This is a genomic window from Streptomyces sp. NPDC000345 (assembly GCF_042898825.1).
Lineage (GTDB): Bacteria > Actinomycetota > Actinomycetes > Streptomycetales > Streptomycetaceae > Streptomyces.
In genome coordinates, this window is the sequence record NZ_JBIAZE010000003.1 from 82,605 (window position 1) to 95,560 (window position 12,956).

Below are 12,956 nucleotides of genomic sequence, written 5' to 3' on the forward strand. Positions count from 1 at the left end.
ATGCTGCTCTTCCTCGACGTCGACGGCACCCTGATCCCGTTCGGGGGCCGGGTCCGCCATCCGGAGTTCCGGGTGCCCGGCGTGCCGTCCCCCGCCCACCCCCTGCTGCCCCGGCTCGACCCGGCGCTCGGCCCCCGGCTGCTCGCGCTGGGGTGCGAGCCGGTGTGGGCGACGACCTGGCTGGACGACGCGAACGACGTCGTCGCCCCCTGGCTCGGCCTGCCCTCGCTGCCGGTGGTGGAGTGGCCGGAGGAGGAGACGCCGGGCGGTGGCCCGCACGGGAAGACGCCGGCGCTGGTCGCCTGGGCCGCGGGGCGGCCCTTCGTCTGGCTGGACGACGAGATCACCGCCGCCGACCGCGCCTGGGTGGCCGCCCGGCACCCCGCGCCAGCCCTCCTGCACCGCGTCGACCACCGGTACGGGCTCACCGACCGGGACTTCGCGGTGGTGGAGGAGTGGATCGGCGGGGAGGGCCGCCGCAGGGGCTAGTGTTCCGCCGCCGTGCTCGGGGTTCGCGAGGGGGCGCGGCGCGAGCACGGCGGAGGGTCGTTCTCCGGTGCCACCCCGCGCCCGGCTTCGCGGGGCTCACGCCTTGACGGCCTCCGCGATCCGCAGGGCGGCCTGGGCGGGGGTGAGGTGCGTGGTGTCGACGACCTCGGCCGCGTCGTGCAGCCAGGTGCGGGCCGCCTCGGCGTAGGGCTCGAGGTACTGGAGGCGGAAGGGGGAGGGGCCGAGAACCGTGTCCCCCTCGATGCGCCCGCGAAGGGTGTCCTGGTCGGCGTGGAGGACGAAGTGCCGTACCGGGATGGCGTGGTGGGCGAGGCCCGCGCTGATCTCGCGCCAGTACTGCTCGACCAGGACGGTCATGGGCACCACCAGAGTGCCGCCGGTGTACTCGAGTACGCGCCGGGCGGTCTCCACCACGAGCTGCCTCCAGGGGGGCCAGTGCTGGAAGTTGTCGGTCCCGGGCAGCCCGGGCCTGATGTCCATGAGCGTCTCGCCGACCTTCTCGGCGTCGAACACCCGTGAGTCCGGGATCAGCTGCTGCACGAGTGGACCGGTCGTCGTCTTGCCCGCGCCGTGGGTGCCGTTGAGCCATACGATCACGGGATCCCACGCTAGCGGTGCGCGGGCCGCGGGAACGGGTACGGCGGAAATCCGCTGAAGGTGAACCACGTCGGGGCTGCGACCGGCGGTGGTTCCGATCCAGCGAGACGGAGGCGCGGTCGGCGTCTCGCTCGATCTGAGTTCTGAGTCATGAGTTCTGGGCTGACGCCACGCGGTCTTCGCCGCTGCCCCCAAACCAGCCGGAGTCGCTGCTCGACGTCAGCGAGGCGTGAGGAGGCAGAACTCGTTGCCTTCCGGGTCGGCCAGAACCGTCCAGGAGATTGCGGACTGATCGATATCAGGGTCGGTGGCGCCCAGGGCGCGCAGTCGGGCTGCCTCCGCGGCCAGGTCGTCTCCCGGGTAGGGGCAGACGTCGAGGTGGACGCGGTTCCACCCGCTCTTGGTGTCGGGGGTACGGAGGAACTCCAGGTAGGGCCCGACGCCTTTGGCCGAACGCATGGTCGCGTGTTCGTCGGTGACCTCGTGCAGCGTCCAGTCCATCGCCTCGCCCCAGAACCGGGCCATCCCTCGCGGGTCGGTGCAGTCGACCACCACCGCGGCGATCGGCCCGGTGTCCCGGTAGATCGGACGGGGCTCCAGGACGCAGAACTCGTTGCCCTCCGGGTCGGCCATGACCGTCCAGGGGACGTCGCCCTGACCCACGTCGGCGAGCGTCGCGCCAAGATCCTGCAAGCGCGCGACCAACTCCCCCTGATGGGCAGTCGAGGTGGTGGCCAGATCAAGGTGCACCCGGTTCTTCACCGTCTTGGGTTCCGGGCGGGCGATGATGTCGATGCAGACGGCCGCGGGGTCGGGGTAGGCGAAGCCCACGGGTTCGAGGTTGGTCACACCGGGTCCCTCGCTGTCGACACCCCAACCGAGTGCCTCCGCCCAGAACCGGCCGAGCGCGGAGTCGTCCCGGGCCTTCATGTTGATCTGCACGAGTCGAGTTGCCATGCCGCAGATCCTAGAAGCTCCGCCCGCCCGGGCCGCCGCGATCAGACGGGTGCTCGACCAGGTGCTGACGGGGGTTGCGCTTGCCGAGACTTCCCACCGGGGCGAGTCCTTGTGAACGGGGGCAAGGGGTCGGTCCCGGTGACACGGAACACTGTTGCAAGCAGATGCTTGCAATAGTTAGCGCCGAGGGTGCACAGTGGAGGCATGGCATCGCTCAACGTCGGCAACCTCGGTGACTACCTGCGAGAGCAGCGGCGCAACGCCCAGCTCTCGTTGCGGCAGCTCGCCGATGCCGCCGGGGTGTCCAATCCGTACCTGAGCCAGATCGAGCGCGGCCTGCGCAAGCCGAGCGCGGAGGTGCTCCAGCAGGTCGCCAAGGCCCTGCGTATCTCCGCCGAGACGCTGTACGTGCGGGCCGGGATCCTCGACGCGGAGCGGGACCGGGACGAGGTCGAGACCCGCGCGGTCATCCTCGCCGATCCCACCCTGACCGAGGCGCAGAAGCAGGCGCTGCTGCAGATCTACGAGTCCTTCCGCAAGGAGAACGGATTCAGCGAAGGCCCGTTGGAGACCCCGGAGCACGAGAGCGGCGCCGATCCGCAGCAGACGGCCAGTTGACCGGACCAGGGGACCGGCCGCCCGACTGCGGACCCGTACGACCCTCAGCCGAAGACGACGAACACGACGAACGCGAATCCGGGAGGACCTACACCATGGCCATCACCGACGACCTGCGCAAGACCTTCAGCGACCCGACCCCGCTCTACTTCGCCGCGGGTACCGCCGACCTCGCGCTCCAGCAGGCGAAGAAGGTGCCGGCCCTGGTGGAGCAGCTGCGCGCCGAGGCCCCGGCCCGTATCGAGGCCGTGCGCAACACCGACCCCAAGGCCGTGCAGGAGAAGGCCGCCGCCCGTGCCAAGGAGGCCGGTGCCAAGGCCAAGGAGGCGCAGGAGACCTTCCAGACCAAGGTCAACGACTTCATCGCCACCCTCGACGGCGACATCAAGAAGCTCGGCAGCACGCTCGACGCCGACCTGAAGAAGCTCGGCGAGTCCGCGCAGGACATCGCACTGCGCGGTGTCGGCGTCGCCGCCGAGTACGCCGTCAAGGCCCGTGAGACCTACGAGAAGGTCGCCGAGCACGGCGAGCAGGCCGTGAAGACCTGGCGTGGCGAGGCCGCCGAGGAGATCGAGGAGCTGGCGATCGTGGTCGAGGGCAAGGAAGAGCCCAAGACCGCTCCGGCCGAGGTCAAGACCGAGCCGAAGCCCGCCCCGGCCGCCGCGCCGAAGCCCGCCCCGGCCGCCGAGGCCAGGGTCGCGCCCGTGCCGGCGCCCGCGAAGAAGACGGTGCCGCAGGCCAAGAAGGCCCCGGCCGCCCGCAAGACCACCCCGAAGAAGACGACGCCGCCGGCCAAGTGAGACCCGCCGGCGACCTGGCCGCGGCGGCCGCCGCGGACCCCGACAGATACACGGACACGCATACCGGCATACGGTCACGGGCCGGGCACTCATACGGTGCCCGGCCCGTTGTACGGGTGACGAGAGCGTGGTTGCGGGTACGGTGACCGCGTAAGGACGAACCGGTCGTGCCGAGTCGGGTGGTGGACGTAGTGCTGATGCAGGGGTTCGCAGGGTTCATGTCGCTGCTGAGCCTGGCCCTGATCGTGTTCAGCGGCTTCGCTCTGATCGACGCGGCCGTCCGCCGCGAGGACGGCTACCGCGCGGCCGACAAGCAGACCAAGCCCTTCTGGATGATCATCCTGGGGCTCGCCTTCGTGGTGAACCTGATCTTCCCGATCCTGTCGTTCCTGCCGATCATCGGTCTGATCGCGACCATCGTCTACATGGTCGACGTCCGTCCCGCCCTGCGCTCCCTGCCGGGCGGTGGCCGGACCCGCAGGGGCGGCTCCAGCAGCGACGGCCCCTACGGCCCCTACAACGGCGGCCGGTAGCACCCATGCCCTGAGAGGCAGGGGGTGCGGCCCCTTGCCCGGAAGCGGCAGGGGTGCGGCCCCCTGCCCGGGAGCGCGGGCCACCGCGCGACCAGCCTCGACGACCCGCACCTGGCAACGACGCCATGCGCAACGGCGCCCGCGCGGCCTCCGGCGGTTCGGTGCCGGCGGAGGGCAGCGAGGCGACCCGGGTCCCCGACCCCTGCCGGAGGCTCACGCGCGGTTTCCACGACGGCACCCCCGGCGGAGCGCTACGGCACCCGGTCCAGCAGCACCACGGCCACGTCGTCCGTCAGCTCGCCCCCGTTGAGCTCCCGCACCTCGCTCACCGCGGCCCGCAGCAGTTCCTCCCCGCTCAGCCCCTCGGCCAGCTGCCGGCGGATCATCTCCACCATGCCGTCCTGTCCGAGCCGTTCCCGGCCCTCGCCGATCCGCCCCTCGATCAGACCGTCGGTGTAGAGCATCAGGCTCCACTCCGCGCCCAGCTCGACCTGCATCCGCGGCCAGCGGGCGCCGGGCAGCAGCCCCAGCGCGGGACCGTTGTTCTCCTGCGGCAGCAGCCGCGCCGGCCGGTCCGGCCGGGCGATCAGCGGGGCGGGGTGGCCGGCCAGGCACAGGCCCGCCCGCCGCCCGTCGGGCGCGATGTCCACCGTGCACAGGGTCGCGAAGATCTCGTCGTCGTCGCGCTCGTGCTCCAGCACCTGCTGGAGGGTGTTCAGCAGCTCGTCCCCGCACAGCCCGGCCAGGGTCAGCGCCCGCCAGGCGATGCGCAGCTCCACGCCGAGCGCCGCCTCGTCCGGGCCGTGCCCGCAGACGTCACCGATCATGGCGTGCACGGTGCCGTCCGGGGTGCGGACGGTGTCGTAGAAGTCGCCGCCGAGCAGCGCGCGGGAGCGGCCGGGGCGGTAGCGGGCGGCGAACCGCAGCGGGGAGCCCTCCAGGAGGGGCGTGGGCAGCAGGCCGCGCTCCAGGCGGGCGTTCTCCTGCGCGCGCAGCTTGCCCTCGGCAAGCCGCCGCTCGGCCGTGTCGGAACGTTTCCTCTCCACGGCGTAGCGGATCGCGCGGCTCAGCAGCCGGCCGTCCAGCTCGTCCCGGAAGAGATAGTCCTGGGCGCCGACGCGTACGGCCTCGGCGCCGCGCTCGGCGTCGCCGGACGCGGTGAGCGCGAGCACGGCGTGCCGGGGCGCGAGCCGCAGGACGTGCCGCAGCACGGCGAGTTCGTCCTCGGGCTCGCCGGCCCTGCCCGGCGCGGGCAGCGCCAGGTCGAGCAGGATGCAGTGCACGTCGTCGGTGAGCAGCCGCCCGGCCTCGGTGAGGTTGCGCGCGGTGCGGACCCGGATCGGCTTGCCGTCCGAGTCGAGCAGGTCGGGGACGATCGGCGCGGCCGTGGGGTCGTCCTCGATCAGCAGCAGGGTGAGCGTGGTGTGGGCGGTGTCGCTGTCGGCCGTGGCCGCGCTGCGAACGGTCTCGTCCTTGCGGGCGGCTTCCCGCCGGGGCGGGGCTACGTCATCGGAGGGGCCGCCTGCAGCGGGCACGGCCTGCGCCTGACCGGTTTCCACGGCCGGGATCGCTCTCTGCCGCGGTACGGGTGCGGGCATTGTGTCGGGTTCCTTCCCTCCCCCCGAGGGCATGGCGGGGACGAGGGACCTCGACCCACCGACGGGGACCATAGCGGCAGAAGGCGCCGCAACGGAATGGTGTACGGCACGTCGTTTGATCTCAGGCCAGTGTCATATGCCGCGTTCCCTGTCGCAGTTGGGCAGGTCGGTACAGGAGCGGGGATGACGAACGTCACGTCCACAAGGGATTTGGCGGACCGGTGGACGTGCCGTGGGTCACGTGGCGGCGGTCACGTGACCCTCGCTTTCGCGTCCCCGTCTGTGAGTTAGGCCCTTTCGGTCGATTCGCCCGCTGATCGCCCGGCAGGCCGCCGGGGGCCGGCCCGCCTCACGCGTCCGGTCGCACCACCGCGAGGATCGGCATCGTGCCCGCCCCGGCGAGGGTGACCGTACGGCCCGGGCGCGGGGCGTGGATGATCGCGCCGTCGCCCACGTAGAGCGCGACATGGCTGGCGTCGTCGAAGTAGATGATCAGGTCACCGGGACGCATGTCCTTGATGTCGACGTGCTCGAGCTGCTTCCACTGCTCCTGCGAGGTGCGCGGTATCGACCGGCCGGCGCTCTTCCAGGCCTCGGAGGTCAGCCCGGAGCAGTCGAACGAGTCCGGACCCTCGGCGCCCCACACGTACGGCTTGCCGATCTGCGCGGTGGCGTACTCGATGGCCTTCTTGCCCTGCGCGGTCGCCTTGCCGTCGATCTCGTCGAGGATGCCGGTGTCCAGCCAGGCGGTCTGGGCCTGCTGGTCGGCCTGTTCCTGGAGTTGGGCGAGGCGCTCCTTCTCCTTCTTCTCCAGCTGGGACTCGAGCTTCTCGGCCGCAGCGATCTGCTTCTCGATCTTCTTCTGGGCCGCCGCCTTGGCCTTGCGGTTGGCCTCCAGCTTCTTCCACTGCGCGGAGGCGTCCCTGGAGTACTGCTCCAAGTCCTCCTGAGTGCGGGTCACTTCGGCGATCAGGCCCTTGGTCGCGCGCTGGCCCTGGAGCACCCGGCCGGCGCCGTCGAGGAACTCGGTGGGGTCCTCGCTCAGCATCAGCTGGGCCTCGTCCGGCAGCCCGCCCGTGCGGTACTGGGAGCGGGCGGCGGCTCCGGCGCGGTCCTTCAACTCGGCCAGTCTCTCCTGGCCTTCGACGATCTTCTTGGCCAGGGCGACGATCTCGGCGGACTGCTCCTTCGCCGCCTCCTCGGCCGCGTTGTACGCGTCGGTGGCGACCGCCGCGTCGTGGTAGAGCGTCTCCAGCTTCGCGCGGACCTCCTCCAGGTCCTCGCTGGGCGGGAGCGTCAGGTCCGGGTCGGTCGTCGCCGTCGGGGACGGGGAGGGGGCGGGGCTCGCGAACGCCGCGCCGGGTGCCCCCAGCACGGTCACCGCGCAGACGACCGCCACCGCCGCCGCGAACAGGCCGCGCTTGCCCGGTCCCATACTTCTTCCCCCAAACTGATGTCCCGTCAGTAACTTACGGTGCCCGGGGGATCGTGCCACGTCACGGCCGAAAACGACAGAGCCCGACACGGAACCGACAGATACCGGCGGCCGGAGCCCCTCGATCGACCGATGGAGCCCTTCCCCCTTCTCCCTCCCCGGCACTCCCCTGGTGTGATGATCTCGCCGTCAATGTGACGAACGACTCACGGAGATCGTTCCCCGGTGACACGAACGGGTGACGCGGAGAGGCGAAGGGTCACCGAAGCGGCGCCAACGCCCCCCACCGCACCGTCACTTCCCCCTGCCGCCAGCGCACGGGCCCGTCCGTCACCGGCCAGTCGGCCGCGAGGTCCCGCACCGTGCGGATCCAGCGCTGGCGGGCCCCGTACGACGCGTAGGGCGCGGCGGCTGCCCAGGCGCGGTCGAAGTCGCGCAGGAACCTGTGCACCGGTTCCCCGGGGACGTTGCGGTGGATCAGCGCCTTGGGCAGCCGCTCCGCGAGGTCCGACGGCCGGTCCAGGGAGCCCAGCCGGGTCGCGAAGGTGACCGTGCGCGGTCCCTCGGGCCCGAGCGCCACCCACACGTGCCGGCGCCCGATCTCGTCACAGGTCCCCTCGACGAGCAGCCCGCCCGCCGAGGTCCCCGTCGCCGGCGCGAGCCGCGCGCACAGCCGCTCCCAGACGTCGGCGACCTGGTCCTCGTCGTACTGCCGCAGCACGTTGGCGGCGCGCACCAGGTGCGGGCGCCGGGGGAGGGGGATCTCGAACCCGCCGTGCCGGAAGCTGAGCCCGTCGCGTTCGTAGGGCTTGGCGGCCGCGACCCGCGCGGGCTCGATCTCGACGCCCACGACACGCGTGCGTGGCGCGACGGAACGCAGCCGGGCCAGCAGTTCGACGGCCGTCCAGGGCGCCGCCCCGTATCCGAGGTCGACGGCCACCGGATCGGCGGCCCGCCGCAGCTCGGCGCCGTGCACCGCGGCGATCCAGCGGTCCATGCGGCGCAGCCGATTGGGGTTGGTGGTCCCGCGCGTGACAGTGCCCACAGGGCGGGGTGCGCGGGCTGACATGGGTACGAGGGTATGCGCAGCCCGGGGGTGCCACCCGGGGCGGGGCGGCGCCCGGGGAGGGCGGGGTCTCGCCGGGGCCTGCCGCCGCCGGACCCCGCACGACCAGGACCGGCGCCCCGCGGTCTCGACGCATCCAGGCCTCGAACGGTTGAGCGATCCCGGTAACGCTCCGGCAAAAATCACCCCAGGCCCGGTCCCGCCCGGAATGGGAATGCCATGCTCCGGCGTTCCAGCCCCGTGGAGGGCGTCCCGCCCCCTCCGTCCGGCATGCCCGCAGCAAGGAGGAACGCCACGTGAGCCACTACGCCAGCAGGCTCGGGCGTCGCTCTCCGGCGGTACCACCGCGGCTCAGGCTCCACCGCCGCCCCCGCCGTGTCGCGATGCTCTCCGTGCACACCTCGCCGCTCCACCAGCCAGGCACCGGCGACGCCGGCGGCATGAACGTATACATCGTGGAGCTCGCGCAGCGCCTCGCCGCGATCAACATCGAGGTCGAGATCTTCACGCGCGCGACGACCGCCGCGCTGCCGCCGAAGGTGGAGATGGCCCCGGGCGTCCTGGTCCGCCACATCGACGCCGGCCCCTACGAGGGCCTCGCCAAGGAAGACCTCCCCGCCCAGCTGTGCGCCTTCACCCACGGCGTGATGCAGGCCTGGGCCGGCCACCGCCCCGGCTACTACGACCTCGTCCACTCGCACTACTGGCTCTCCGGCCACGTCGGCTGGCTCGCCGCCCAGCGCTGGGGCGCCCCCCTGGTGCACGCCATGCACACCATGGCCAAGGTCAAGAACGCCAACCTCGCCGACGGCGACACCCCCGAGCCCGCCGCCCGCGTCATCGGCGAGACCCAGATCGTCGAGGCCGCCGACCGCCTCATCGCCAACACGGCGGAGGAGGCCGACGAACTCGTACGGCACTACAGCGCCGACCCCGGCAAGGTCGCCGTGGTCCATCCGGGCGTCAACCTCGAGCGCTTCTCGCCCGCCGACGGCCGCGCCGCCGCCCGCGCCCGCCTGGACCTCCCCCAGGACGCCCTGGTCCCCCTCTTCGCCGGCCGCATCCAGCCCCTCAAGGCCCCCGACGTGCTGCTCCGCGCGGTCGCCGTGCTCCTGGACGAGCGCCCCGAGCTGCGGTCGCGGATCGTCGTGCCAGTCGTCGGCGGCCCCAGCGGCAGCGGCCTCGCCAAGCCGGAGGGCCTGCAGAAGCTCGCCGCCCGGCTCGGCATCGCGGACGTCGTACGGTTCCGTCCCCCGGTCGGCCAGGACCAGCTCGCGGACTGGTTCCGGGCCGCGTCGCTCCTCGTCGTCCCCTCCTACAGCGAGTCCTTCGGGCTGGTCGCCATAGAGGCCCAGGCGGCGGGCACCCCAGTGCTCGCGGCGGCGGTCGGCGGTCTTCCGGTGGCCGTCCAGGACGGCGAGACCGGCTTCCTGGTCCAGGGCCACGACCCGGCGGCGTACGCGCGCGTGCTCGCGCGGTTCGCCGACGCCCCGGAACTGCCCGCCCGCATGGGCGCGGCCGCCGCCGCCCACGCCCAGTCCTTCGGCTGGGACACCGCGGCCGCCGCCACCGCCGACGTCTACACGGCCGCGGCCCAGGCCCACCGCCGTCGCGTACGCTCCCAGCATGGGTGACGCGGAGAAGAGGGCGGCAGAGGTCCTGGAGGGCTTCCTGAAGGAGGCCGAGCTGGAGTGGGAGAGCCCCCGGCCCGGCACCTACGTGGTCCAGCTCCCCGGCACCCGCAAGCTGAAGACGACGGTGTCCCTGATCGTCGGCCGCCACTCCCTCTCGCTGAACGCGTTCGTCATCCGCCACCCCGACGAGAACGAGTCCGGTGTCCACCGCTGGCTCCTGGAGCGCAACCTCAAGCTTTACGGCGTGAGTTACGCCGTCGACCAGCTCGGCGACGTCTACGTCACGGCCCGCCTCCCCCTCGCCGCCGTCACCCCCGAGGAGACCGACCGCCTGCTGGGCCAGGTCCTGGAGGCGGCGGACGGCGCCTTCAACACCCTCCTCGAGCTGGGGTTCGCCTCGGCGATCCGCAAGGAGTACGCGTGGCGGGTCTCCCGGGGCGAGCCGACACGCAACCTGGAGGCCTTCGCACACCTCACGCAGCGTCCCGCCGACTGACCCCGCGCCGCGGGAGCAGGGCACGCTCCAGCTCAGCGGACGGAGGACGTGCGGCGATACCGCCCCGGCGTCACACCCACCAACTTGCGGAAGTGGCGCGTGAGATGGGCCTGGTCGTAGAAGCCGGCCGCCGCCGCGACCTCGCCGGGCGGCCGTCCGTCGAGCAGCAGCCGCCGCGCGCGGTCGACGCGGCGGGCCGTGAGGTACTGGTGCGGGGCGATGCCGTACGCGCCGCTGAACGCCCGTACGAGATGCGCGGGATGGGCCTGGACGACCCGTGCGGCCTCCTGCAGACCGATGCCCCGGACGACGTGGGCGTCGAGGAGCTCCCGCAGCCGGCTGGCGAGAACCGGGTCGGGGCGCGGGGCCCGTACGGCGGCTTGCGCGGGGTGCCGCAGGTGGTCCCGCAGCCGCTCCCCGATCAGCGTCAGCCGGCTGTCCGCCTCCAGCTCGTCGCCGGGCCGGGCGAGCGCGGAGTGCAACTGGCCCACCCGCCGCCGCAGGACGGGATCGCGCAGGTCGGGCGCGTCGACGGCGGGCCCGATGAGCTCCTCGCCGAGCACGCCGGCGTCGAGGTACAGCACCCGCTTGCGGAAGCCGCGCGGATCGACCGGCGAGCCGTTGTGCGGCACGTGCGGCGGGAGCAGCGAGACCGTGTCGTGCGGGGTGCCGTGCTCGTGCCGGTCGAGGTCGTACCGTACGGCGCCGTCGTCCACGATGAGCAGGGTCCACGCGTCATGGACGTGCATGGGGTACGCGTACTCGGTGAAGTGGGCGTGGAAGACCTCGACGACGCCCCGTACGGCCGGGCGCCAGGCGGATACTTCCTGCCGGGTGGCCATGCAAAGAACGTACAAGACCGGGTGGCGGGCCGGACGGCAGTCTCACCGCATGAGCATGAGCACGAACACCGCCGCATCCGCCGAACCCGTCCGCTTCGACACGAAGATCGCCGTCCTGCTGCGCGAGGACCTGGAGCCCTGGCAGCGGCTGAACGTCACCGCGTTCCTGGTCAGCGGCCTGGGCACGGTGGTCCCCGAGGTGATCGGGGAGCCGTACGAGGACGCCGACGGCGTGGTCTGCCTGCCGATGTTCCGGCAGCCGGTGCTGGTCTTCCAGGGCACGAAGGAGACGCTCGCCGCAGCCCACGCGCGCGTGCTGTCCCGGGCCCTCCCGCGCGCGGTGTTCACCGGCGACCTCTTCGCCACCGGCAACGACCGCGACAACCGGGCGGCGGTGCGGGCCGTACCGACGGCGGAACTGGACCTGGTGGGCCTCGCCGTGTACGGGCCGCGGAACGCGGTGGACAAGGTGGTGAAGGGGGCGCGGATGCATCCGTGAGGTCCCGGGGACGAGGCCCCGGGCAGGGGGCTCAGGCGGCGCCGACCTCGGCCTTCGCCCCGGACGTACGCTCGTCGGCGCCGTCGGCGACGGGCTCCCCGGCCGGCAGACGCCGCATCAGCACGCCGTACCCGGCCCCCGCGACCGTCCCCACGACCGCGCACATCCCCCACAGCCACTCCGCCCCGTACCGGTCGATGACGAACCCGGACATCACCGGGGCGACCAGGGCGGCCACCGCCCAGGCCAGGGTGTACATGCCCTGGTAGCGGCCGCGCCCGTGGGCGGGGGAGAGGCGGACGACCAGACCGGTCTGGGTCGGCGCGCTGACGATCTCGGCGAGGGTCCACACGCAGACGGTGAGCGCGAAGACGCCGACCGAGCCGGCGAAGGCGGTGAGCCCGAAACCGTACCCGGCGAGGACGGAGGAGATCACCAGCAGCCGTCGCGGGTCCCGGTGCTCGATGAACCGGGTGACGGGGATCTGCAGCGCGACGATGAGGACGCCGTTGACGGCGATCGCCATGCCGTACTCGGCCGGAGTGAACCCGGCCGCCCCCATCGCCACCGGCAGTCCGACCGACCCCTGCTGGAAGACGAGCGCGACGAGGAAGGACAGCCCGACGACACTCATGAACCGGGTGTCCCGCAGGACGGTCCCCAGCCCCACGGAGTCCTCCGCCACGGCCTTGGCCCCCCGCTCGGGCCGCGACTCGGGCAGCTTGAGGAAGACGACGACGGCGCACACCAGGGTCATCCCCGCCTCGATCAGGAACCCGGCGCGGTAGCTGAACTCGGCGATGAACCCGGCGGCCATGGAGGAGACGGCGAAACCGAGGTTGATGGCCCAGTAGTTGAGCGAGAAGGCCCGCACCCGGTCCTCGGGCCGCACGATGTCGGCCATCATCGCCTGCACGGCGGGCCGGGAGGCGTTGGAGGCCGCGCCGACCAGGAAGGCGACACCGGCGATGGCGAGGGGATCGCTGACGAACCCGAGGACGGCGACCGACACGGCCGTCGCGGTCTGGGCGAGGAGCAGGGTGGGCCGCCGTCCGATCCGGTCCGCCATCACTCCGCCGCCCAGCGAGGAGACGACCCCGCCCAGCCCGTGCAGGGAGGCGACGAGCCCGGCGTAGGAGGCGGAGTACCCGCGGTCGAGCGTCAGGTACAGGGCCATGAAGGTGGCGACGAAGCCGCCGAGCCGGTTGACGAGCGTGCTCGTCCACAGCCACCAGAACTCGCGGGGCAGTCCGGAGAGGGTTTCGCGCGCGGCACGTCTGAGTGAGGCGACGGACATGACGGAGTCCCCCGTAGGTAAGTGGCGTGGGCGGTACTCAGAACTTACGCGCGGGGTGATCGGGGAGGCCACTC

14 protein-coding genes are annotated in these 12,956 nt (G+C 72.5%); 7 read left to right on the forward strand and 7 right to left on the reverse strand.

Annotated features, from left to right (window positions below):
• Complete coding sequence (locus ACFY30_RS07840) at positions 1-489, forward strand: HAD domain-containing protein (protein WP_390844282.1); 489 nt, start codon at positions 1-3, stop codon at positions 487-489.
• Positions 490-585: 96 nt separating this feature from the next.
• Here the strand turns inward: ACFY30_RS07840 and ACFY30_RS07845 are convergent, their stop codons facing one another.
• Both ACFY30_RS07845 and ACFY30_RS07850 read right to left on the reverse strand, forming a co-directional pair.
• Positions 586-1,107, reverse strand: a complete 522-nt coding sequence (locus ACFY30_RS07845; RefSeq protein ID WP_390844283.1) for an ATP-binding protein — start codon at positions 1,105-1,107, stop codon at positions 586-588.
• A 219-nt stretch (positions 1,108-1,326) separates the two neighbouring features.
• On the reverse strand, positions 1,327-2,064 hold the full coding sequence (locus ACFY30_RS07850; protein WP_390844284.1) for a VOC family protein: 738 nt from the start codon (positions 2,062-2,064) through the stop codon (positions 1,327-1,329).
• Between the two features lie 204 nt (positions 2,065-2,268).
• Between ACFY30_RS07850 and ACFY30_RS07855 the strand changes: the two genes are divergently transcribed.
• From ACFY30_RS07855 to ACFY30_RS07865, 3 genes are all read left to right on the forward strand, one after another.
• The gene (locus tag ACFY30_RS07855) at positions 2,269-2,682 is read left to right on the forward strand and encodes a helix-turn-helix domain-containing protein (RefSeq protein ID WP_390844285.1); all 414 of its coding nucleotides are present in this window, start codon (positions 2,269-2,271) and stop codon (positions 2,680-2,682) included.
• A gap of 95 nt (positions 2,683-2,777) precedes the next feature.
• A complete protein-coding gene (locus tag ACFY30_RS07860) occupies positions 2,778-3,482 on the forward strand; it encodes a hypothetical protein (protein ID WP_390844286.1) in 705 nt (234 codons plus the stop codon).
• Positions 3,483-3,679: 197 nt separating this feature from the next.
• A complete protein-coding gene (locus tag ACFY30_RS07865; protein ID WP_390660627.1) occupies positions 3,680-4,015 on the forward strand; it encodes a DUF2516 family protein in 336 nt (111 codons plus the stop codon).
• Between the two features lie 251 nt (positions 4,016-4,266).
• Here the strand turns inward: ACFY30_RS07865 and ACFY30_RS07870 are convergent, their stop codons facing one another.
• The 3 genes from ACFY30_RS07870 to ACFY30_RS07880 form a co-directional block, all read right to left on the reverse strand.
• On the reverse strand, positions 4,267-5,613 hold the full coding sequence (locus ACFY30_RS07870; RefSeq protein WP_390844287.1) for a PP2C family protein-serine/threonine phosphatase: 1,347 nt from the start codon (positions 5,611-5,613) through the stop codon (positions 4,267-4,269).
• A 349-nt stretch (positions 5,614-5,962) separates the two neighbouring features.
• Positions 5,963-7,048 carry an NlpC/P60 family protein gene (locus tag ACFY30_RS07875; RefSeq protein WP_390844288.1) on the reverse strand — a complete coding sequence of 362 codons (1,086 nt, stop codon included), beginning with the start codon at positions 7,046-7,048 and terminating at the stop codon, positions 5,963-5,965.
• A gap of 259 nt (positions 7,049-7,307) precedes the next feature.
• Positions 7,308-8,117: a class I SAM-dependent methyltransferase gene (locus ACFY30_RS07880; protein ID WP_390844289.1), complete on the reverse strand. Its 810-nt coding sequence runs from the start codon at positions 8,115-8,117 to the stop codon at positions 7,308-7,310.
• A 293-nt stretch (positions 8,118-8,410) separates the two neighbouring features.
• Between ACFY30_RS07880 and mshA the strand changes: the two genes are divergently transcribed.
• Together mshA and ACFY30_RS07890 are read left to right on the forward strand one after the other, a co-directional pair.
• Positions 8,411-9,748, forward strand: a complete 1,338-nt coding sequence (gene mshA / locus ACFY30_RS07885; RefSeq protein WP_390844290.1) for a D-inositol-3-phosphate glycosyltransferase — start codon at positions 8,411-8,413, stop codon at positions 9,746-9,748.
• Positions 9,741-10,244: a YbjN domain-containing protein gene (locus tag ACFY30_RS07890; protein WP_390660526.1), complete on the forward strand. Its 504-nt coding sequence runs from the start codon at positions 9,741-9,743 to the stop codon at positions 10,242-10,244. Before mshA ends, ACFY30_RS07890 begins: the two co-directional genes overlap by 8 nt.
• Before the next feature lie 32 nt (positions 10,245-10,276).
• Here ACFY30_RS07890 and ACFY30_RS07895 read toward each other — a convergent pair whose 3' ends face one another.
• Entirely contained in the window at positions 10,277-11,086 is an 810-nt protein-coding gene (locus ACFY30_RS07895) for an AraC family transcriptional regulator (RefSeq protein WP_390844292.1), read from the reverse strand.
• A 55-nt stretch (positions 11,087-11,141) separates the two neighbouring features.
• Between ACFY30_RS07895 and ACFY30_RS07900 the strand changes: the two genes are divergently transcribed.
• A complete protein-coding gene (locus ACFY30_RS07900; RefSeq protein ID WP_390844718.1) occupies positions 11,142-11,585 on the forward strand; it encodes a DUF2000 family protein in 444 nt (147 codons plus the stop codon).
• A gap of 31 nt (positions 11,586-11,616) precedes the next feature.
• Here the strand turns inward: ACFY30_RS07900 and ACFY30_RS07905 are convergent, their stop codons facing one another.
• Entirely contained in the window at positions 11,617-12,882 is a 1,266-nt protein-coding gene (locus ACFY30_RS07905; protein WP_390844293.1) for an MDR family MFS transporter, read from the reverse strand.
• Positions 12,883-12,956: the final 74 nt, after the last annotated feature.